Raw genomic sequence first — 21,912 nt, forward strand, 5'->3', positions numbered from 1 at the left:
CATTACAAGTGCACTGCACGTTACGCTCTGGGGGATCACCTGTGAATATTGTATTTGCTATTTCAGAAGTTGAAGAATTGGTAAAAACCGGCGGCCTTGCAGACGTTGGAAAAGCACTCCCACTCGCGCTAGATACCTTGGGCGAAAGCATCACCATTGTTATGCCTTATTACCAAGTACTGGCTGAACAGTTGAACCTACCAACTGTAACCGAGCAACAAACCCTGTTTACTGAAGGTCAGGTGTACCATTTTGATATTCGCTACATGCAATGGCACGGTATTCCTATTTACTTTGTAGACTCGCCTGAATACTTTATGCGTGACGGGCTATACGCCAACGCATTTGAAGCCTATGAAGACAATGGTGAGCGCTTTAGCTTTTTCAGTGGCGCCGTACTTCAAACGCTAAAAGCTATTGATAAAAAGCCTGACATTATTCACTGTCACGACTGGCATGCGGCCATGCTGCCGTTTTTACTTACCCACGACAAATCTGGGTACTTTGACGGTACTAAAACCATATTCACTATTCATAACGCGGCTTTTCAAGGCGTGCATAAGCTTGAGAGCATTCCCTTTCTTCGCCATCATCCAAACATTCTGGCGCAAGTGCACGGCGGTTACATCAATATGCTGCAAAGCGGAATTGAGTTTGCCACGAAAGTGACAACCGTAAGCCCTAACTATGCGAGCGAGTTACTTACTGACCTAGGTAGTCATGGCCTGCACGAGCGGCTTGTAAATCGTCAAGCCGACTTAAGCGGTATTCTTAACGGATGTGACTACACGCAGTGGAACCCCGAGACAGATACATTCCTACCTGAGAATTACAGTGTAGAGAATCTTCATCCAAAGACCGCATGTAAACGAGCATTACAGGAGAAGTCGGGATTACCTGAGAATGGCAACGTACCGCTTATTGGAATGGTGTGCCGGCTGACTGAACAAAAAGGCTTTGGCTACATACTGCCCATTTTGGACGATTTAATTAAGCACAATGTTCAAATGGTAATTGTGGGCACGGGCGACCCTAAAGTGTGTATGGACCTTGGCGAATTCGCTCAACAACACCCTGACCAATTCGCGTTTATAAATGGGTTTAGTTCCGAACATGCCCATTTGGTAGAAGCCGGCGCTGATTTCTTCCTAATGCCTTCTCAGTTTGAGCCGTGCGGATTGAACCAGATGTACAGCTTAGCTTATGGAACCATCCCCATCGTACGTTCGGTAGGCGGACTCAAAGACACGGTTATCGATTACAGCAACGATAGCGAAGGTACGGGTTTTGTGTTTGATGATCCTACTCCATATGCACTGCTATCTTGCATTCGTCGAGCTCTGCTGGCGTTCTACGAAGATGCCGGAAAATTCAGGGCGATGCAGCAACGTGGAATGCGAACGCGATTCACATGGGAAGCAGCGGCGAAGAATTACCAGCAACTATACGTTTCAACCCTCAACTAAAGGGCTTTGCGTACATTAATTATTGTTTATGGGCGTCTTCCTTTTTGCGCATTTTTGCGCCACTATGAATATATGGAAGACGCGAATGGACAATACGCAAAACGGATATGACGGATAAAGTAGTCAAGCTTACGATTAAAAGCCTTTTCATTTGGGTGGTAATGTCAATTACTACGTTTTCGCTTGCAGTGTTATCCAGTCTTGCCGTCTACACGCAAATTAAAACCTACCGTCATGAACTTGAGTCTAACGCACTCATGTTGGCCAAGTTGGTCGCAAGCAGTTCAGCTATGTATCTTTATGACGAAACGCCAGAGCGCATTGAACTTGCCCTAAGTAACCTTGCTGCCGCCGACCATGTATTAAATGCCCACGTTTACAAAGCGCAAAGCGGTAACTTAGAGCCCCAGATTTTCGCCTCTTATAACAAGGAAGGCCAGTTATTGCTAGGAGGCAAGGAAAATCAACTGGCGTCCATGTTTATGACACCTCAGTTGGCCGACAATGGGCAATACCTTGAATTAAGTGCAAAAGTCTTCGACACTGAGACGAACATTCAGTTGGGCTGGATATATTTACGAATTTCCTCAGAGAATTTTAACCAGCTTGTTGGAAAGTCGATTTGGCTTAATTTGGCAGTAGCCTTGGCGCTTTTGGCTATTAGCTTTTACTTTGCAGTGCGTATGCAACGTATTGTAACTGGCCCCGTTGAAGACATTGCTAACTTCTTGCAGCGTACTTCACGACAACGTGATTATTCAGCCCGTGCCAGCGGCTCCACTATTAGAGAACTCGATATCTTGGCTGACGCCGTGAATGTGATGCTGTTTCGCATGCAAGAGTACATGCAAAAGCAACGACAGGCGGAGGAGCAACATAGAAAGCTCAATGCCAGCTTAGAAGATATGGTAAGTCACCGAACCACCGCCCTTAAGGATGCAAACCAGGAACTTATTCAAACGTTAGAAAAGCTACATCAGTTTCAGCGTCAAATTGTACAGAATGAAAAAATGGCCTCGCTCGGTGATATGGTTGCGGGCGTTGCGCACGAGGTAAATACTCCGATAGGTTTAGGCGTTACTGCGTCGACAATGATGTTAGACAGGTTAGCGGTTATTCAAAAAGACTTTGAAAATAAAACGCTGAAAGCCAGTGCAATGAAACGCTTTTTGGATGAAAGTAACGAAAACCTCAACATTATTTACCGCAATTTGAACAGAGCTGCCGAACTTATTAGCAGTTTTAAGCAGGTTGCTGTAGATCAAACCTCAGAATCTAGTCGAAGTTTTTGCGTTGTACAGCTAGTTAATGAGATACTATTGTCATTGCAGCCTCGACTCAAAAAATTAAAACACAACATCAACGTAGATTGCGACCCTACCCTTAGCGTTGAAACGAAGGCTGGCCCAATAAATCAAATCTTGATTAATTTAATCATGAATTCGGTTATTCATGGGTTTGAAACCATGGATGAAGGCACAATTGATATTCGTGCCGAAATGGTGAGTAGCAATAAGCTCAAGCTTGTTTATACCGATAACGGAAAAGGCATTTCCCCAGAAATTCGCAAACGGATATTTGACCCCTTTGTCACCACGAAGCGTGGGCAAGGTGGTTCCGGATTGGGAATGCACTTGGTATACAACTTAGTAACGCAAGCCCTTAATGGTTCAATATCGATTACCAGTGAGGAAGGCAACGGCGTAGAATTTGTAATTATCTTCCCCGTTGTTAATGCGAAAACGTCAGAATAGTTGTATAAAGTATGAACTTTTCTTGATTTTTATTGGCTAACCCCAATACCTTAACAGTAAGAATATTCACAAGTTGCTTGCAATCAAGTACATGAATATTAAAATTTAACCAGTTAGTTGCTTAAATCGTATTTTAGAAAGAGTGTAGAACACCATGCAGACGCCAAATGTGTTAATTGTTGAAGATGAGGTGGTAACCCGTACCACGCTTAAGAGTTTGTTTGAAGCGGAAGGGTATAATGTGTTTGAGGCCGAGAACGGTGATCAAATGCATGATTTCTTCGAGAATCACGCTATCAATTTGGTTATCATGGACATTAACCTACCGGGTAAAAATGGCCTTATTTTGGCACGTGAAGTACGTGACCGTAAAAACGTTGGGCTTATCTTCCTAACGGGTCGTGATAACGACGTTGACCGTATTCTAGGTCTTGAAATTGGCGCAGACGATTATCTGACTAAGCCATTCAACCCTCGTGAATTGACTATTCGCGCGCGCAACTTACTGTCTCGTACTACAAACTCTTCAGAAGACGACGATTTACCAAGCCGTGTAAGCTTCAACGGTTGGACGCTTGACGGTGATAGCCGTTCATTGATTTCGCCTAGCGGGAAAGAATTCCGTCTACCACGCAGTGAATTCCGCGCTCTTCACCTTTTCCTAAGCAATCCAGGTAAGATCCTTACCCGTGAGCAGCTAATCATGGAAATGACGGGGCGTGAACTTCGTCCGAATGACCGTACGGTTGACGTAACGATTCGTCGTATTCGTAAGCACTTCGAATCAGATCCTTCAGATGAAGAATTGATTGTAACCATTCACGGTGAAGGTTACCGTTTCTGTGGTCAGGTTGACGGCTAAGACGTTGCCTGAACGAGTTTTGAATTAATGAAAAGCCGCTACTGTGTAGCGGCTTTTTTATATGTAAACACTTTATCCCAATGACGGCATAACTAAGCTATGCCGCGAATCGTCACTTGAGATATCGAGTGATAAATGATCGACTTCACACTGAGGACTAGCTGTCAGCAGCGCTAAAGCAAACTGAGTAGCGGTATTGCTTCTCTTCCAACAAGAATGCTTTATGTGTACTTGGGCTCCATGAATCATCGCCGCCTACGCCCATGTGGGCATGATCTATGTACACAAACACACAATCTTGAGGTGTTAAATCACAGGTGTGTTTTGCCTCGTCTAGCTGTGCTTGCCCATATTCGCTCACGTTAAAGAAGAACTGTCCTTTTGCTTTCAGGCCACTAACTTCAAGTTGCGTACAGCCACAGCGCAAGCCGTTGTCCGTTGGGAATATGTAGCACGTTTGCATCTCTTTTATAGGTAAGGTGTAGCGACCATAACGCGCTGCCGCTTTTCTGTCAGGATAGTTCTCAAATGGCCCTAGTCCTTGCCAGGTAATCGACGTTGGCTTATTGGCTACAGGCACTGCCGTTTGTATACCAATTCGCGGCATAGGCGGTAAACCGTCATCCAAAAGCACTTCAACATCTACCGATAGTTTGGCCTGTGCATTTATGGTGTAAACCCACTTTGTTGCCGCTACCAGCTTTTCTGAATGGTGATAGTCAAATAACGATGTTATACGCACGTCTTGCGCGCCCTGCTCAACGTTTACGCCCGTGCAAGTGCGTGTCCACTTGCCAATTCCAGCACGACGCCAGCGAGACTCCCACGCATTAGGGTCGGGATTATCAACTTCGCTTACCCCAATGTCGTTATCTAGCGGCGCTCTGAAAAAGTTATCTTCTAGCGGCGCGCTAAGTGTTTCCTCCGCGCCTTGAAGCCACGAGGTTAATAGCCCGCTCTCACTATTAAAGCTAAATACGTTATTTTGCGCATGTACCAGCAACATCCCATCCTGAGCTTCAATTGATAGCTCACTAATGCCGCTTGTTATGTCGTTATCATTAAGAGAAAACGATACTATTCCACGCTTGTTGACTAGCGCTAACTGGGCGGTGTCCATGACATGCCCTGCATTAGCCCACGGGCTATCTTTTGCTAATACTACGTCAATATTTAAATGGTAGTCAGCGCCTGCTTTAAACGTAATATCTGGGCTAAGACTGAGCGTTTGTGTTTGTTGCGGGGCAATGTCGATTTCGCATTCGCCCTTCGCCTCAGCAATCGGTTGTCCATTTTCTAGCACTTGCCAACGTAACAACTCGTTGTCTGTGCGTCTAAATAAGTAATCGCTGCTTGCTGTAAGCTCAAACTTGTTGTCTTTCTCAACCAACGAAAAGCTTAAGTGCTGCTGACAATATTTAGCTTCTAATAAGTGCGGATGTGGCGTTCTGTCTGGAAATAACAGACCGTTTATACAGAATTGTCTGTCGTTTTCAGTATCGCCGAAGTCTCCGCCGTAAGCCCAGTATGCTTCGCCGCTATTAGTGTGCTTTACTAACCCTTGATCAACCCAGTCCCAAATAAAGCCACCTTGAAGGCGAGGATAAGCCTTAAACGCTTTCCAGTATTCATCAAAGCTACCCAAGCTATTACCCATAGCATGCGCATATTCGCATAGAATAACGGGGCGGTTTTCCCCCGGCATCGACAACCATTTTTTAATGGCCCACTTAGGCACTGCATCGTCTTTAATGTCGGTATCAACCCGTGCGTACATTGGCGCAATAATGTCGGTAGCCGAAGTATCAGCGCCGCCGCCTTCGTACTGTACAGGGCGCGATGGGTCAAATGACTTTGCCCAGCCATACATTGCATCGTGGGTAGGGCCGTGACCAGACTCATTCCCTAACGACCAAATAATGATGCTGGGGTGGTTTTTGTCTCGCTCGACCATTTGCGTAAAGCGCGCCATGTAGGCGCCGGCCCAGAGCGGGTCGCGAGAAAGCCTTCCCATTGGGAACATACCGTGGGTTTCGATGTTAGCTTCATCCACCACATAAAGCCCGTATTCGTCACAAAGCTCATACCAACGAGGGTGATTTGGATAATGAGCGGTACGTACGGCATTGAAATTGTTTTGCTTTAACAACTTAATGTCTTCAAGCATGTCATCTTCATTAATGGCATGCCCTTTCGTTTGATGGTGTTCGTGACGGTTAACCCCACGAATTAGCACGGCTTTACCATTTACCAGTAACTGGCCGTTTTTCATTTCAATGTTTCTAAAGCCAACGTTATAGGCCTCAACATCAACGGCATTGCCATTCTCATCAATAAGCGAGACTACGATGCGGTACAGATTCGGTGTTTCAGCAGTCCAGTGTTTAGGTTCATTCACATGAAGCGTTTGAAAAACTACATCATCCCAACCGCCCTTTTCATCAATACGCTTATTTTTAGTGCCGGTAATGACTTGCTCGGTAACAGCGTTATCGCCATCAAAAAGCTGGATACCCACTTTGTAAGTAGAAGGCGCATTGATGGCGGTACGTACGGTTACTACTGCGTCGCGATAGCATGCGTCAAGGCTTGGCGTAACAAACACATCCTGAATGTGATGCTGAGGTTTGGTGACAAGATTTACGTCGCGGAAGATACCGCTAAGCCACCACATGTCCTGATCTTCTAAGTAGCTGCCGTCTGACCATCGGATCACCATTACCGCTAGTCGGTTTTCACCTTCGACCAAGTAGCCAGACAAATCGAATTCAGCCGGTAGTCGACTGTCTTGGGAATAGCCTACGTACTCGCCGTTGCACCATAAGTGAAACGCGCTATTTACCCCTTCAAAGACGATATGATTGCGCTGTTTTAACTCATCCTTGGTAACGTTGAACGTTGTTCGGTAGCAACCCGTTGGATTCTCGCTAGGAACCACAGGAGGGTTCACCGCGAAGGGATATTTCACGTTACAGTAAATCGGTTTGTCGTGACCTTGCAGCTGCCAATTAGAAGGTACCGCAATAGGCTGCCAATTAGCAGATTCATCATCACTTAATGTTTTAGAAAGCAGGCTTTCAGGTACGTTTGCTGGTGCCTCAAATAAACGGAAATCCCACTGACCGTTTAAACTACGCTTTTGCGCATTGGTATTGTGCAATGCGTCTTTTAGCGTTTTATATCCGTGATGTGGACTGTGGGCATTGATGCGATTCCTCTGAAATACAACCGGGTTTTGCCAATCGTTTTGAGCCACTACTTGCGCAACATTAAGCATGTCATATCCTTTACTTTTTCGTTAAGCGCAATATAGCTAACTTTCATTAAATCCTTTATGCTCTAATCTTTCATATATTTATCCAAAACTATCATTTTACATTTATGCAACTTAGCTTTAGAGACATTGTAGACATAGGCCCCAAGTGCTTTGAACGCTTTATTGATAGTAGTAATGCGCCTGAAATCAGCGACCTGGAGATTGAACTAGCAGGATGCTCTAACTTATCAGGTGACTATACGGTAGGTCGCGTTTCGCCTCCTAACCACACCTTGTTTTACAGCATTCATGGACAAGGAAAATTTCGTGTCCCGTCAGGCGAGATGCAATTGGATGAAGGACAGCTAATTATTTTACCCGCTGGACAAAGTTTCGAAGTCACAATAGTCAGTGAGCAATGGGATATAATTTGGGTCAACCTGGCAGACTCCGAACGCTGGACACTATTTAATAAGCTAGGTGCTGTGATAGTGGATAATGCCATGCTGGAAGGACTGCATCATGCAATGGAACTTTTGTATTTAGAGCGTGACGTCGAGAATCGAAATTCGGCGATGCAAGTTGTCTCTCGCTATCTGTATCGTATTATTGATGCGCCTTTGAGTGACGTACATACTCACGATGAGAAAGAACGACGCCAGGTAAGCAGGCTACACAGCCTCTTTTCTGCGGTTGAAAAACAGCTTCAGTTTGATTGGGATATGGAAAGCTTAAGTGAGAAAGCGCATTATTCTGCCCCTCACCTTCACAGGCTGTGCTTACAAGTATTTGGGAGAAGCCCCAAACAGCACGTTATCCATTTGCGTATGACACGAGCCAAAAGCTTATTACTAAGCACGCAGTGGCCCGTATCTTATATCGCCAGTTATGTAGGCTACGCAAATGTATTTACGTTCTCGAAACGCTTTAAGAAGTCCACCGGGCTGTCTCCTTCAGCGTTTCGAGAAAGCGTAAACTAGCTGCCTGCTATCTTCATTTGGTCAATAAGCACCGAACCGGTCTGTACACTACCGCGCACATCTTTTTCAGCGCCAATTGCCACAATGCCTTTAAACATATCTTTCAGATTGCCAGCAATAGTTACCTCGTGAACTGGGTATTGGATGATGCCATTTTCAACCCAGTACCCCGCTGCGCCGCGCGAGTAATCGCCCGTCACACCGTTAACGCCCTGCCCCATCAGTTCGGTTACAAACAAACCTGTGCCCATTTCTTTAAGCAGGTCGGCGTCGCTGTGACCCGTATCACCTACTAGCCAGTTATGAATACCACCGGCGTGGCCATTCGAGCGGGTGTTTAGTTTACGCGACGAGTAAGTGGTATAAAGATATGTAGCCAATTTACCCGCATCGACAATGGTCATGTCAGAACATGCCACACCTTCGTTGTCGAAGCTTGAGCTTGCCAGACCGCCTTTAATAAACGGACGCTCTTCAATATTAAGCCATTCTGGGAAAACTTGTTTACCCAAGCTATCTAGCAAGAAGCTAGAACGACGATAAAGGCTGCCGCCGCTGATAGCTCCAACGTAATGGCCAAATAAGCTAGATGCGATGTCACGGTGTAAAAGCACAGGCACGTTTGCCGTGTTGATTTTACGAGCCCCCAAACGGTCTACAGTAGCTTTCGCGGCTTCGATGCCCACTGCACTTGCTGATTGCAGCAAAGACGCTTTACGACTTACTGTGTAAGCGTAATCGCGCTGCATATCGTTATCTTGTGCGCCAATAACCATACAGCTTAGTGAATAGCGGCTGCTAGGATAACCTGCATTGATACCGTGCGTGTTGCCGTAAACGCGCATACCTAGATTTGCGTTATACGACGCGCCATCTGAATTTGTAATGCGCGAGTCGTAATTCATTGCCGCCGTTTCGGCTTCAATAGCAGTTTTAATGGCCTTTTCAGTATCTAATTCTTCAGGGTGATACAGATCTAAATCAGGGAACTCGGTAGCAATAAGGTCGGCATCGGCCAAACCTGTACAAGGATCTTCACTGGTATAACGTGCAATATCGACGGCTTTTTCTACCGCGAGTGTTAGCGCCGCTTTGCTCAGATCTGCGGTAGACGCACTCCCCTTTCGCTTGCCTACGTATACGCTTATACCTAAGCCGCCGTCGTTGGTAAATTCAACGTTTTCAACTTCTTGCATACGTGAAGACACGGCGATGCCCTGCACTTTAGACATGCTGGCTTCGGCTTGTGTTGCGCCTTTAGAAAGGGCTAATTTCAGTACATCATCTACGACATTTTGAATGTCGGCTAACTGCTGCTCAATTTGCATAGTAAGTTTCGCTGTCTTAATTCGACTGTGATAGTTACAATTTAGCTAAAGTGTAACACTAATGAGTTTGAAATGAGTGATCAGAAATACAATTCTCCTGAAGATCCTTACTTCGAAGATGCGCAAGCAGATGAGTTCGAAGAGGAAGAATTAATCAGTAAAACTGAGCTGAAGCGTCAAGCTAAAGAACTTCACAAGCTAGGTGAAACGTTGGTTAACCTGACCGATGCTCACATAGCGACGATTCCAATGGATGAAGAGCTTGCTGACGCCGTAGCTATTGCCCGCAAAGTGAATAAGAAAAAAGACGGTTACCGCCGTCAACTTCAGTTTATCGGCAAAGCTTTACGTCATAGAGATACCGCCCCTATTGAAGAGGCGTTGGCTAAAATTACACATCAGCATCAGGCGAGCAATGCGGCCTTTCATGCACTAGAAAAAGCCCGTGAAGCCGTGATTGAACAGGGCGACCCCGCTATTCAAAAGCTGATTGAAGCGCATCCTGAACTGGACCGCCAAAAGCTGCGCCAATTTCATCGCCAAGTTAAAAAAGAGCGTGAAAAAAATGCGCCGCCTAAAGCATTCAGAGAGCTGTTTCAGTATTTGAAAGACGTTATTCATGAGGATTAACGGTCTGCAATTAAAGTAATCTCAACATCACAGTTTCGTTCACCAGCCAAAGGGGGATAGTGTGAAAATATTTTCCAACCCTAACGCAACACTGAAAAGCAAGTACGGTCAGTATCAAATTGCTGTGCTTGGTAGCATTGTTGGCGTGTCGGCTGAAGGTATTGCCGATGGTTCAGCCATTGAACGCTATGCGCGAGATATGATGGATGTGATTAACAGTTTTGGTGGGAATCACTGGGCATTTTTAGGTTTTTTGCATGGTTCTGCCCTTCTCACTAAAGCAGGTGAGACAGAACTGCAGCGTTCAATAGAGTGGCGTGCGAAGCACGGAATGGCGCTTGGCGCGCTAGTTATCGGCGATACCACGGTGCAGCCCATTGTAAGGGCGCAATTTCAGAGAATTTACGACAATGCAGGCCTTGAGCTAGGTATTTTTGGCAACGAGGAAGATGCCATTAAGTGGTTGAATGAAAAAGGATTTGAAAGTTAGCCGCGACTTATACCAGTCAGCTTACAAAAAAAGGTTGGTGCCGAAGCCCAACCTTTTCTTAGTTTTTGTGTGAAATTTTCGTGTGATGATTTAGGCTGAATTAAGCCGTACCACCCACCGTCAACTCGTCAATTTTAAGTGTGGGCTGACCTACACCCACCGGCACACTTTGACCGTCTTTACCACATACACCCACGCCTTTATCTAGGGCAGTGTCATTGCCAATCATTGAGATTTTTTGCATAACCTCTGGACCGTTACCAATTAAGGTAGCCCCTTTCACCGGTGCGGTAATTTTACCGTTTTCAATTAAGTAGGCTTCCGCGCTGGAAAATACAAATTTTCCTGACGTAATGTCTACCTGTCCGCCAGCAAAGTTCGGCGCGTAAATACCTTTGTCGATAGACGCGATAATTTCCTGCGGATCATGTTGGCCTTCCAACATATAAGTATTCGTCATGCGGGGCATAGGCAAGTGTGCATAAGATTCACGACGACCGTTACCGGTAGGCGCAACGCCCATAAGCTTGGCGTTATGTTTATCCTGCATATAACCTTTCAAGATACCATCTTCAATAAGCACGTTGTGCGCTGTTGGTGTGCCTTCATCGTCTACCGACAATGAGCCACGACGGTCGTTTAATGTGCCATCGTCAACAACCGTCACGCCTTTTGCAGCAACGCGCTGACCAATACGGCCACTAAATGTTGATGCACCCTTACGGTTAAAGTCGCCTTCAAGACCGTGCCCAACCGCTTCGTGAAGTAATACACCAGGCCAACCGTTACCTAATACTACAGGCATAGCGCCTGCCGGTGACGCCACTGCCTGCATGTTTACGCGTGCCATGTGAAGGGCATCTTCTGCCAAGGTTTCGTAATACGGTTTTCCGTTTTCGTCTTGCTTAAAGAACGAGTAGGCATAGCGACCACCAGCCCCCGCTGAACCACGTTCACGTCTATCGCCTTGTTCTAGCAATACCGAGCAGTTCAAGCGCACCAGCGGGCGAATATCAGTAGCTAAAGTACCGTCACTGCCAGCAACTAAAATTTCTTCATACACACCGCTTAAGCTCACCACTACCTGATTGGCAGACGGCTCTTGTTTGCGGATATAGGCATCTACTGCTTTTAAAAGCGAAATTTTCTCAGCGTCTTGCATCGCAAGAATAGGGTTATTTTCGCTGTATCGCGCTTGCACTGGTTTTTGCCCAAGCGAAGCAACTTGTTGTGATCCGCCGCTTGGCGCAATGCCACGAGCCGCTTTACACGCTTTGGTCAACGCTTCTTCGCTTATTTCATCTGAATAAGCGAACCCTGTTTTCTCGCCGCTAATTGCACGCACGCCTACGCCGCGCTCTATGTTATAGCTGCCTTCTTTAATAATGCCGTCTTCCAACACCCAGCTTTCGTGCTGGCTTGACTGAAAATATAAATCGGCATAGTCGGTATCGTGACGATGAATAGTCGCTAAAGCACGCTCTAGCTTAGAGATATCTAGCCCTGAGTCAGATAATAAATGACGCTCAACAGATTTAGACAAAGTGACTCCTGAATCGGTTATGTTCGGCAACCGGCATATTCTGTTTAATGGTTTCTCTTTCTGCAATATCTACTTTTGCCGAAACTAACCCTACGTCGGTTTTGCGTTCGGCAAGGGTCTCCCCCCAAGGCGACAGTACAAGACTGTGACCGTATGTTTCACGGCCATTTGCATGCACACCACTTTGATTCGCAGCTACCACAAAGCACTGCTTTTCAATGGCTCTGGCTTGCAACAACGCATGCCAATGCGCTTCTCCGGTGCGCTGGGTAAAGGCCGCTGGCAACACCAAAATATCGATATCGCCCATTGCAGTAAATAACCCTGGAAAGCGTACATCATAGCACACCGCAAGACCAATGTTGCCTATTGGCGTTTCAACAGTAACCACCTTGCTGCCCGCTTCGGTTGTCGCCGATTCACGATAACTGCCCGTGTTGTCGTTAACTGATACATCGAACATGTGAATTTTGCGGTAGTCTGCTAACACATCGCCATTGGGGCCAAACAGCATGCAGGCTGCGGAAAACTTCTCTGGGCTATTGGTTTTCACTGGAAACGTACCCGAAACCAGATAGCACTGATATTGTGCAGCAAGCGCTGACAAACGTCGCTGAATCTCACCTTCGCCCTTTGCTTCTGCCACAGCAAGTTGGCCTTTGTCTTTACCGCCGAAATAAGCAAAACACTCTGGAAGCACAACTAAACTGTTTTTCTCAATCTTTGCCGATGCCATTTCGTTTGCAACGGTGTCGAGATTTTCTTCCACGCTTGGCGCAGATGTCATTTGTAATGCAACTAAATTAACCATCGATCACCTCCATTTTAAGCCTGCGTACGTCATCTTCCGTTAATGGCCTGTCTTGCGGGTTGGCCGGTACAGGCGCATTTTGCGCGGGTAAGCTGATGTCTTTGCTGTTGCGCTCAACTTCGTCGAACTTAGGATCTTTTATGGTACCTGTAACGCGATAGTTCACATTTGAAATGACTTTCGCAGAGGTTAGCACCTGATCTATGGCAAGAGCAGCGAGTGCAGTAGGCGGCGTAGCCAAGAAATACACTAAAAACGGTAAGTTCCCAGTTACGTTCGGTGCGAACGATACGTTGTAATTTAATCCACCGGTATTGAGGTCGGTGAAACCCGTGATCTCTATTTCACCAGCGCCGCCGTCAATTTCAGTATCGTCGGTATACGCTTTGCCATCAACAATACTTAACGTGCCGCCCATATCGTCGTAGAAAAACCCCTTAGCAAAAACGTCTCGAAAATCGAGGCTGAGCTTCCGCACTAACGAGTTCAAGCTAAACAGGGTAAAGATACGTGACCCCTTATCACTCAACTCAGTTAGATACCCATCTGAGAGCGACCACTCAACATTACCGTTTAGCTGTTCAAACCCGAAATCCATCGGCGCATTTGGCCAGTTGATATCAAACGCCACATTTGCGCTAGAATCTTTTATACCTGATTCAACACCGTACTCTTTTAGCATCTGCCCAACGTCGGGAGACGTTAATGTTCCGTTTAACGCGCTTTGAATCTCGCCTCCCATGTGCTTCCAATAACCCGTTGCGGTAACGTTAGTTTCATCAGATTTCACTAGAAGCTGACGAATGGCTAAACCATTCTCTTCCCTCGCGATGTCTAAGGTAATTTCACCTAAATCGATGCCGTGCACGCCACAGGACTGACAATAAAAATAAATGGGCGGTAGCGTATTTGGGTCAATATTGTAGGGCGACTCGCCTTCCTCACTTGGCATAGCACTATTCGTAGCTAACTCAACGCCGCTCTCTGAACCGGTTTTTGTCGCCCCCCCGGCTTGAGCAGGCTTCTCCAGTGATAAATAGTCGGCATTTATCTCAATGCCCTGCTCGTCTAAATCACTATTAATACGAATAGTGGCTCTTGCCTGAGGCGACGCTAAGTCAAGGATCCAATCGTTATTGCGTTCTGTTGCACTGAGCTGCGCATCTTTAATACTGTGGCCAGCAAAATTTAGCTTGTCGGCTTTGGCGAATATCCGCGAAGGAGTGCCAAACAAATTCGCTTTTTTACTTTCGTTTGACTGGATACTCGATTGAGCATTTGTTTTTGCAACGGCGGTGCTAGTGTCTTTCCCTTTACCGGAAAGTAACATATTTATAGTGGTAAACCATTCTTGCACATCAGCTTGAGCTAGATTCGCACTGATACTAAAACCTGTACCAATGTTGGCTATATCGCTTTCGCCAAGTGCCAAGTGCGCACGTGAAAACTGCATTTCTTTGTGCGGTAGTACGCCATCAAAACGAATGTTATCACCAAGTGACGCCTCCACATTTGATGCTTTGCTATCGCCTTTACTGGTAATAAGGAGCGGTAAACTGCTGCCTGCTGGCGTATCGAAGGGAGCAGGCAGTACACTTTGTGTCGCCGTTAAATCTGCAGTTAAATTGGCAGTATAGTTAAATCCACTGTTTGAAAGCGACAGTTGAACTGTAGTGTTCCAATCACTTTCGCCGTCGATGTATTCGGTGAGGTCTGTATTCACATAGTTAGCGAGCGGATGTACATGCCATCGTCCACCTAACTCTACATTTAGGTCGTACGTGTCGCTCTGTCTACCGGATAGCGACAAGTTCACCGGCTGTTTAAGAAACTGCGCCTGAAGCCCACTTGCGTCTATATCGCCATTAACAAATGACACCTCTCCCGATGCCTTATCAAATAGCATATTTGTGGTCGCAACAAAAACGGGGTTATTCGACAAGTGCGCCGTTCCCGATGCCACCACATCTTTGCCTTTAAACGGGATATCAAGCTTTATATCGGCAGATAGAGGCCCGCCAATTTGCACGTCTTCGTTAAGTACTTTGCCTAAAGATTTTTTGAGGGACGAATCCATCATTAACGCGGTTAGCGCGTTGCCAGTGCCAGTACCATTGGCATAAATAATCAGGCGGGCATCTGGACTAAAGCTTGGAATGGCAGCCGACATATCACTGATTTTCATACCAGCAAGCGTCGCACTAGGGCTCTCCATCACTAATGCATTATTCACAAAATACAAAGATAGGTCTAAGTTATTAAGTGCCGGCCAGTCTGGCGCAAAAAGAAAATCCCCCTGCTCAATATCGACATACGCCTGAAAAATGCCTGTGTTGTCGTCAAACGGGAAGTCACTCGTGCGACCGTGCCACAGCACGCGCGCATTTGCGATTTCACCTTCTCCTGTAAACGCGCGAGTAAGGTATTTATCGGTATTGGTCCCCATTAAAGAAGAGGGAAATAAACTGCTCACCTCATTTAGCGCCAATGGGCTTACATCCACATAAAGCGACATAAGCCCTGTCGACGTATTCAGTTTAAACTGCGGGTGAAGAGTAACGACATCACTATCGAACAGCATATCGCTGCCTTTTACTACCCACTGCTTGTCTTCGCTATCTATCTGCTCTGGGTAAATATAAAACTGAGATTTAAACAGGTTTATATTGACGTCTTTCTTAATTACGCCGTTGGCACTTAGTAAGCTATCCGCACTCTCTAAGTAGATAGCGCCATTATTTTTATACCAGAAAAAGTCTGCATCTAGCGACGAAAGACCTGGTACCTTATCTGTTTTGTCCCACTGCAAATCTAGCACTTTAGCCGCTAAAGAAGGCTGGCCGTTGTGCCATTGAACCTGCAACGTGGCCAACTCGCCTTTTGGATTAAGCCCGCGTATTTCTTCTTCACTGGTATCATCCATGAAAAGCGGTAACAGCAGCAGAAAGGGGTTAATTTGCACTGGCTTTACGGTGTTTATCAGCGCATCACCATTTGCACTTATACTGCCAATTAGGTCTGTTGTAAGGGTCTCGTTGCTCGAATTAAGCACCAATTGATCCACTCGGACATTCCAGCCTCCCTGTCTGTTCTCATCGTTAGGCAACGCCTGAAGACTACCTCCGCTGATACCTGTTACCGTTTTCGCGCGGCCACTGCCCCACTCTAAAAGGCTTTCACTAAGCTCGGCTTGTACGCTAGTGACTTCACTTTGAGAAAAGTTAGTCCATACTTCAAAGTTTGCGCGGCTTTGCGCTAGTGGACGCTTGGTTTTGATGAGATCGCTAACCCACGGAGAAATATCGAGCTCTTCTGCTTTGGCGTAAAACACGCCGTTAAAGTCTTCCCGCGTGCCCGTGATATCAATGATAAACGACGCCGAGTTAGCCGCTAAATCTGCAACCTTAAGCTGACCTAAACCTTGGTGTCGCTCTTCATGGTTGTTCCACGATAAACTTTCAATATCAAATGAATTGGTTTCATTAAGATGAGTGACTGATACCACCCCGTCTTCTAACGAGAAGCTTTGAAGCTGCTCTAAAAACAGACGCTCTAGTGCATTTACTACAGGGAAGTTATTCTTATCGCCTCCAGAAAGGCGATCGGCGTCAATATCAAGCTTAAGACCACGCAGCTCAAAACGGGTAGATGAGATAAGTTGGTGGCGTAGCGATTCCCAAAAATCTAGCTCGACGTAGATTTGCCTGATATCCAATGCAACAGGGGAAGCATCGTTTTTAGCCAACGACACCGAATTGAGCACAATACTTGGACCATTGCGCTGCCAAACAGCATGCACACTTTGGATGGATAGGTTTACGCCATACTGCTCATTAATATAATTTTCCAACAGGTGTTTGTTGTGCTCAATATGCGGCAGAGCATAGCGTGCAGCGCTTAAAACAAGCGCGAAAAGTACAAGCAATACGGCGAGTAGCAGCCAAAACTTCTTAAGCAGATAAGCGGCTACCGACGAAAAATTTGTCACATTTTGCCTTTGTATACGTTAATGCATTACATCATGACGACGTCGTACTTATCCTGATTGTACAATGTTTCTGTTTGAACCTTGATTTGTTTAGACACAAATACTTCCAGTTCTGCCAGCATATGAGACTCTTCACCCATTAAGGCTTCCGCCACTTTTGGTGAAGCGTAAACCACAAACTTGTCTGCGTCGTAGGCGCGATTCACCCGTACAATTTCACGCATAATTTCAAAGCAAATGGTTTCAATGGTTTTTACCGTGCCTCGCCCTTTACACACCGGGCATTCTCCGCACAATATATGCTCAATGCTTTCACGGGTGCGCTTACGGGTCATTTCAATTAGCCCTAGCGCAGTAAAACCGTGAATATTTATCTTGGCTCTGTCCTTGTTCGTCGCCACCTCTAATGAGTGTAAGACACGTCGTTTATGGTCTGGTTCAATCATATCGATGAAGTCGATAAGGATCATCCCACCCAAGTTGCGCAATCTTAACTGACGGGCAATTGCCTGCGTCGCCTCAATATTGGTGTTAAAAATTGTTTCTTCTAAGTTCCGGTGGCCAACAAAAGCGCCCGTATTAATATCGATTGTGGTCATCGCTTCGGTTTGATCGATGATCAAGTAGCCGCCAGATTTTAAATCGACACGGCGTTCCAAGGCTCGCTGCGCCTCATTTTCCACATCGTATAAATCAAAAATAGGTCTATCACCCGGGTAGTATTCGAGCTTGCCGTTCATTTCAGGCACGTACTCTTTGGTGAACTGGTGAAGTTCATTGAATGATAGTTTCGAGTCGATTCGAATTCTGTCGAGCTCTGTACCAACAAAGTCGCGTAGCACTCGTCGTGCTAGCGGTAAGTCTTCGTAAAGCACGTTCGACTTACGCTTTTTCATACGCGACTGAATTTTATCCCACAGCCTTCGCAAAAATGCTGCGTCGGACTGCAGTTCGTTTTTGCCCACGCCTTCAGCCGCAGTACGCAGAATGAAGCCACCGTTTTCATCACAAAACTCTTGCACCAGCGACTTTAAGCGTTCTCTTTCTGCTTCTTCTTCAATGCGTTGAGATACGCCTACGTGAGTGACCGAAGGCATAAATACAAGATAACGGCTGGGGATAGTAATGTCTGTGGTAAGGCGTGCGCCTTTGGTACCGATAGGATCTTTCACTACCTGAACCACAATATCTTGACCGTCTCGCACCAACTCGCGAATGTCTTGCTTTTGAATATGGCTTGCCGAGACTTCTTCAGCAATTTCATTGTGAATGACAATGTCAGATGCATGTAAGAAGGCGGCCTTTTCTAAACCGATATCAACAAATGCTGCCTGCATTCCCGGTAATACACGGCTAACTTTACCGCGATAGATATTGCCAACCAAACCGCGTTTGGTATGACGCTCTACGTGAATTTCTTGCAGTATTCCGTTTTCAATAAGCGCCACCCGTGACTCTGACGGGGTAACGTTAATAAGCAGTTCAGCACTCACGACACAACTCCAAATGCATTAAGTAATTGGCGGGTTTCGTACAGTGGTAGGCCTATTACGGCACTTGCACTGCCGTTAATGGAAACTACAAACTCACCACCAATACCTTGAATAGCGTAACTCCCTGCTTTGTCGGCAGGTTCTCCTGTTTCCCAGTATGCGTCAATTTGCTCATCCGTCAATGCTGCAAAAGTCACAGATGTGGTAATTACTTGAGTCTGTTGCTGAGCGTTATCAAGCACACAAATAGCGGTAAGGACGTCATGAGTTTTACCAGAAAGCATAGTGAGGATGCGCCTAGAATCTGCTTTATCTTCTGGCTTGCCAACACTTTGTCCGTTAAACGATATTAGCGTGTCGCTGGCCAGAATAACCTTGTCGTCGGTCATTGCCTGCTGATTCTCAAGGTATGCTTTCACCGCTTGGGCTTTTTCACTGGCTAGCCTTGCGACAAGCTCCATCGGTGGCTCGTTGTCACGGGGCGACTCGTCAATATCGGCAGGCTGTATTGTATGGGCTATGTTCATTTGCTTGAGCAAAGCGGTGCGTCGTGGAGAGGCTGACGCTAACACTACCGATTTTGTCATTGGCTTACCTTTGGTTTAATCGAGAACGTGTTCGGGTTACGAAATTGAAAACTGTCTGCGCGTGCGTCGAAGCAGCCAAAATACCCACGGCCACAACACCATTGACGTTATCACTGGCCACAGGTAATCGACTTGGAAATAAATATCAGTCAGTAGATGCTGCACCCAAAATGTAAGTAAGTGATATAGCGCCGATAGTAGGCCAATAATAATGGCTTGCTGCCATACAGAATAATTACGCAACCGTTGGTAGTTAGCCGCTAATACGTATACGCAAATACTCAACCCAAGGCTATGAATACCTAAGGTCGTGCCTACCAATACATCCATGGCTACGCCCGTTAAGAAGGCTACACCCACATTTACTCTGTGGGGCAACGCCATGCTCCAATATGCTAATACAACCAGCACCCAGTCAGGCCGGTACACATCTACTTGAGTGGGCAGTGGAACAATTTGCAGTACCAGAGCAACTAACAGACTAATCCATATAACGAGGTTACGTTTACGCATCTAAAGATTCTTCCTCGTTTACAGCTGGCTTATCAGTGTCGTCAGTTGAGTTAGCATCAGACTCATTTTCTGACTCAGGTGTGTGCCATAACAGCAATAGGTGTCGAAGCCTGTCTAGGTTTGCTAAAGGTGTGACAATAACACGAGCAAAAGGGCGGCTTTCATCTCGGACGACTTGTGACACTCTTGCCACAGGGTAACCTTCTGGAAAGACCTTTCCTAAGCCAGACGAAATTAATGTGTCACCTTCTTGAATATCGACACTATGAGGAACATGCTCTAGATACAGCTCGTTTAGTGCGCCGCTTCCGGTTGCGATAAAGCGAATATCGTTTCGAAGAGATCGCACAGGAATAGCGTGGGTAACATCGGCAATCAGCAATACACGGCTGTTTGTAGACCCAACTTCCATTACCTGACCCACTATGCCCTTATCATCGATAACTGGCTGAGACAGATATACGCCGTCTATCGCACCCTTGTTGATAACCACCTGCTGGCTATACGGGTTTTTATCCACCGCCATTAACTCAGCAACCATTTTTCGAGAAGAAACCCGAATAGGTGCCTGCAGTAACTCTCTTAATTGTGCATTTTCTTTTGCAATTACATCGAACTGCTGGAGCTTTTCGCTCATTAACAACAGCTGATTATTAAGTTTCTGGTTTTCGGCCAGCAATTGCTCTTGAGAGGTAAGACGCTGGGCACTTTCATTTAGCATTAAACCGGGAAGGTTTGCTAAATACTGAAGTGGGCTCATTAATGAGTTGAGATAAACCCGCGTTGATTTGAAACCGTCTAGCTTATGGTCGACAAATATCAGAATCACCGACAGCACAAGCGCCAGTGTAAGCCTGTTATTTAACGAAGGGCCGCGGGTAAAAATAGTATCCATGATACAAATAAGGCAACCTTACGGTTGCCTTTCCTGTTTATTCGTAGCTAAACAGGTCGCCACCGTGAAGGTCAATCATATCGAATGCCTTACCACCGCCGCGTGCTACACAAGTAAGCGGATCATCAGCAATAACAACTGGAATGCCCGTTTCTTCCATTAGCAATCTATCTAAGTCTTTAAGTAACGCGCCACCACCGGTAAGTACCATACCGCGCTCAGAAATGTCTGAAGCAAGCTCTGGCGGAGACTGTTCTAGCGCCACCATAACTGCTGAAACAATGCCGGTTAGTGGCTCTTGAAGCGCTTCAAGAATTTTGTTTGAGTTTAGCGTGAACCCGCGAGGTACGCCTTCTGCTAGGTTGCGACCGCGCACTTCAATTTCGCGCACTTCTTCACCCGGGTAGGCAGCACCTATTTCATGCTTGATGCGTTCAGCGGTTGCTTCACCAATTAGTGAACCGAAGTTACGACGAATGTAGTTGATAATAGCTTCATCAAACTTGTCACCACCAATGCGAACAGATGATGAATAAACTACGCCGTTAAGTGAGATAATGGCAACTTCTGTTGTACCACCACCAATATCGACCACCATTGAACCTGTTGCTTCTGATACAGGTAAACCCGCACCAATAGCAGCCGCCATTGGCTCGTCGATAAGATAAACTTCGCGGGCACCTGCACCCAGTGCAGATTCTTTAATTGCGCGGCGCTCTACTTGTGTTGAACCACAAGGAACACACACTAATACACGAGGACTTGGGCGCAAAAAATTATTGTCATGCACTTGTTTAATAAAGTGCTGAAGCATTTTTTCAGTGACGTAAAAGTCGGCAATAACACCGTCTTTCATCGGACGAATTGCACGTATATTACCCGGCGTACGACCAAGCATTCGCTTAGCTTCTGCACCTACTGCTGCAACACTTTTTGGTCCTGCTGCGCGCTCTTGACGAATAGCTACTACTGAAGGCTCGTTTAGAACAATACCTTGGTCTTTTACATAAATCAGCGTATTAGCTGTTCCGAGGTCGATGGACAGATCGTTAGAGAACATGCCTCGAAGCTTTTTAAACATGAAGAGTGTATTCCTGTTTCTGTGTTAACGCGTATTTGCAAAGGTGAGATGGCGACGCTTTAACGTGAAGTCGATATTTATTCGCACACTTTAACAATGGGGGCTATTTTGGGCAAGTAATGCTGTAATTAAGTGACGAAATAACTGCATTTTTGCTTAGTAGTTTTAGCGCTTTACCCAAGAAGGGATACCACACACGCGTTTCCAAATAATTTTAAAATTAGACCCACATAGT

16 protein-coding genes are annotated in these 21,912 nt (G+C 46.0%); 6 read left to right on the top strand and 10 right to left on the bottom strand.

Features of this window, described 5'->3' with window-relative positions; translation table 11 throughout:
* Positions 1-41: 41 nt before the first annotated feature.
* From glgA to arcA, 3 genes are all read left to right on the top strand, one after another.
* Positions 42-1,466, top strand: coding sequence for a glycogen synthase GlgA (glgA, locus tag AWH61_RS15750; RefSeq protein WP_075177590.1), 1,425 nt, complete (start codon positions 42-44; stop codon positions 1,464-1,466).
* Between the two features lie 107 nt (positions 1,467-1,573).
* Positions 1,574-3,220 carry a sensor histidine kinase gene (locus AWH61_RS15755; RefSeq protein ID WP_039236941.1) on the top strand — a complete coding sequence of 549 codons (1,647 nt, stop codon included), beginning with the start codon at positions 1,574-1,576 and terminating at the stop codon, positions 3,218-3,220.
* A 154-nt stretch (positions 3,221-3,374) separates the two neighbouring features.
* Complete coding sequence (arcA, locus tag AWH61_RS15760) at positions 3,375-4,082, top strand: two-component system response regulator ArcA (RefSeq protein WP_014947922.1); 708 nt, start codon at positions 3,375-3,377, stop codon at positions 4,080-4,082.
* A gap of 157 nt (positions 4,083-4,239) precedes the next feature.
* On the opposite strand, the gene AWH61_RS15765 is transcribed toward arcA, so the two are convergent.
* Entirely contained in the window at positions 4,240-7,359 is a 3,120-nt protein-coding gene (locus AWH61_RS15765; protein WP_075177591.1) for a beta-galactosidase, read from the bottom strand.
* Positions 7,360-7,463: 104 nt separating this feature from the next.
* Between AWH61_RS15765 and AWH61_RS15770 the strand changes: the two genes are divergently transcribed.
* On the top strand, positions 7,464-8,318 hold the full coding sequence (locus AWH61_RS15770; RefSeq protein WP_039225847.1) for an AraC family transcriptional regulator: 855 nt from the start codon (positions 7,464-7,466) through the stop codon (positions 8,316-8,318).
* Here AWH61_RS15770 and pmbA read toward each other — a convergent pair.
* Complete coding sequence (gene pmbA, locus AWH61_RS15775) at positions 8,315-9,646, bottom strand: metalloprotease PmbA (RefSeq protein ID WP_049588406.1); 1,332 nt, start codon at positions 9,644-9,646, stop codon at positions 8,315-8,317. The genes AWH61_RS15770 and pmbA overlap by 4 nt on opposite strands.
* A gap of 72 nt (positions 9,647-9,718) precedes the next feature.
* Between pmbA and yjgA the strand changes: the two genes are divergently transcribed.
* Positions 9,719-10,276 (top strand): ribosome biogenesis factor YjgA, encoded by a 558-nt coding sequence (yjgA, locus tag AWH61_RS15780; RefSeq protein ID WP_014975398.1) that lies wholly within the window; start codon positions 9,719-9,721, stop codon positions 10,274-10,276.
* A 61-nt stretch (positions 10,277-10,337) separates the two neighbouring features.
* On the top strand, positions 10,338-10,766 hold the full coding sequence (locus tag AWH61_RS15785; RefSeq protein WP_075177592.1) for a hypothetical protein: 429 nt from the start codon (positions 10,338-10,340) through the stop codon (positions 10,764-10,766).
* A gap of 100 nt (positions 10,767-10,866) precedes the next feature.
* Here the strand turns inward: AWH61_RS15785 and tldD are convergent, their stop codons facing one another.
* Genes tldD through AWH61_RS15825 form a run of 8 tightly spaced genes read right to left on the bottom strand, consistent with a single transcriptional unit; the run spans position 10,867 to position 21,677 of the window.
* Positions 10,867-12,309 carry a metalloprotease TldD gene (tldD, locus tag AWH61_RS15790; protein ID WP_039217280.1) on the bottom strand — a complete coding sequence of 481 codons (1,443 nt, stop codon included), beginning with the start codon at positions 12,307-12,309 and terminating at the stop codon, positions 10,867-10,869.
* Entirely contained in the window at positions 12,302-13,120 is an 819-nt protein-coding gene (locus AWH61_RS15795; RefSeq protein ID WP_075177593.1) for a carbon-nitrogen hydrolase family protein, read from the bottom strand. The genes tldD and AWH61_RS15795 overlap by 8 nt, the downstream gene beginning before the upstream one ends.
* The gene (locus tag AWH61_RS15800; protein ID WP_075177594.1) at positions 13,113-17,108 is read right to left on the bottom strand and encodes a YhdP family protein; all 3,996 of its coding nucleotides are present in this window, start codon (positions 17,106-17,108) and stop codon (positions 13,113-13,115) included. Before AWH61_RS15800 ends, AWH61_RS15795 begins: the two co-directional genes overlap by 8 nt.
* 26 nt (positions 17,109-17,134) lie before the next feature.
* Complete coding sequence (rng, locus tag AWH61_RS15805; RefSeq protein WP_014947913.1) at positions 17,135-18,601, bottom strand: ribonuclease G; 1,467 nt, start codon at positions 18,599-18,601, stop codon at positions 17,135-17,137.
* Positions 18,598-19,188: a Maf family protein gene (locus AWH61_RS15810; RefSeq protein WP_075177595.1), complete on the bottom strand. Its 591-nt coding sequence runs from the start codon at positions 19,186-19,188 to the stop codon at positions 18,598-18,600. The genes rng and AWH61_RS15810 overlap by 4 nt, the downstream gene beginning before the upstream one ends.
* A gap of 36 nt (positions 19,189-19,224) precedes the next feature.
* Positions 19,225-19,701 (bottom strand): rod shape-determining protein MreD, encoded by a 477-nt coding sequence (gene mreD / locus AWH61_RS15815; RefSeq protein ID WP_014978011.1) that lies wholly within the window; start codon positions 19,699-19,701, stop codon positions 19,225-19,227.
* Complete coding sequence (gene mreC / locus AWH61_RS15820; RefSeq protein ID WP_075177596.1) at positions 19,694-20,596, bottom strand: rod shape-determining protein MreC; 903 nt, start codon at positions 20,594-20,596, stop codon at positions 19,694-19,696. Before mreC ends, mreD begins: the two co-directional genes overlap by 8 nt.
* Positions 20,597-20,633: 37 nt before the next feature.
* Complete coding sequence (locus AWH61_RS15825; protein WP_075177597.1) at positions 20,634-21,677, bottom strand: rod shape-determining protein; 1,044 nt, start codon at positions 21,675-21,677, stop codon at positions 20,634-20,636.
* Positions 21,678-21,912: the final 235 nt, after the last annotated feature.

Source organism: Alteromonas sp. W12 (genome assembly GCF_001924945.1).
Classification (GTDB): Bacteria; Pseudomonadota; Gammaproteobacteria; order Enterobacterales; family Alteromonadaceae; genus Alteromonas; species Alteromonas macleodii.

Excerpts from the sequence above, each read along its gene's own strand:
- AWH61_RS15770 (WP_039225847.1), top strand. The coding sequence starts at position 7,464 with ATGCAACTTAGCTTTAGAGACATTGTAGACATAGGCCCCAAGTGCTTT.
- AWH61_RS15755 (WP_039236941.1), top strand. The coding sequence starts at position 1,574 with ATGACGGATAAAGTAGTCAAGCTTACGATTAAAAGCCTTTTCATTTGG.
- AWH61_RS15825 (WP_075177597.1), bottom strand. The coding sequence starts at position 21,677 with ATGTTTAAAAAGCTTCGAGGCATGTTCTCTAACGATCTGTCCATCGAC.
- arcA (WP_014947922.1), top strand. The coding sequence starts at position 3,375 with ATGCAGACGCCAAATGTGTTAATTGTTGAAGATGAGGTGGTAACCCGT.
- mreD (WP_014978011.1), bottom strand. The coding sequence starts at position 19,701 with ATGCGTAAACGTAACCTCGTTATATGGATTAGTCTGTTAGTTGCTCTG.
- pmbA (WP_049588406.1), bottom strand. The coding sequence starts at position 9,646 with ATGCAAATTGAGCAGCAGTTAGCCGACATTCAAAATGTCGTAGATGAT.
- mreC (WP_075177596.1), bottom strand. The coding sequence starts at position 20,596 with ATGGATACTATTTTTACCCGCGGCCCTTCGTTAAATAACAGGCTTACA.
- yjgA (WP_014975398.1), top strand. The coding sequence starts at position 9,719 with ATGAGTGATCAGAAATACAATTCTCCTGAAGATCCTTACTTCGAAGAT.
- AWH61_RS15765 (WP_075177591.1), bottom strand. The coding sequence starts at position 7,359 with ATGCTTAATGTTGCGCAAGTAGTGGCTCAAAACGATTGGCAAAACCCG.
- AWH61_RS15810 (WP_075177595.1), bottom strand. The coding sequence starts at position 19,188 with ATGACAAAATCGGTAGTGTTAGCGTCAGCCTCTCCACGACGCACCGCT.
- AWH61_RS15795 (WP_075177593.1), bottom strand. The coding sequence starts at position 13,120 with ATGGTTAATTTAGTTGCATTACAAATGACATCTGCGCCAAGCGTGGAA.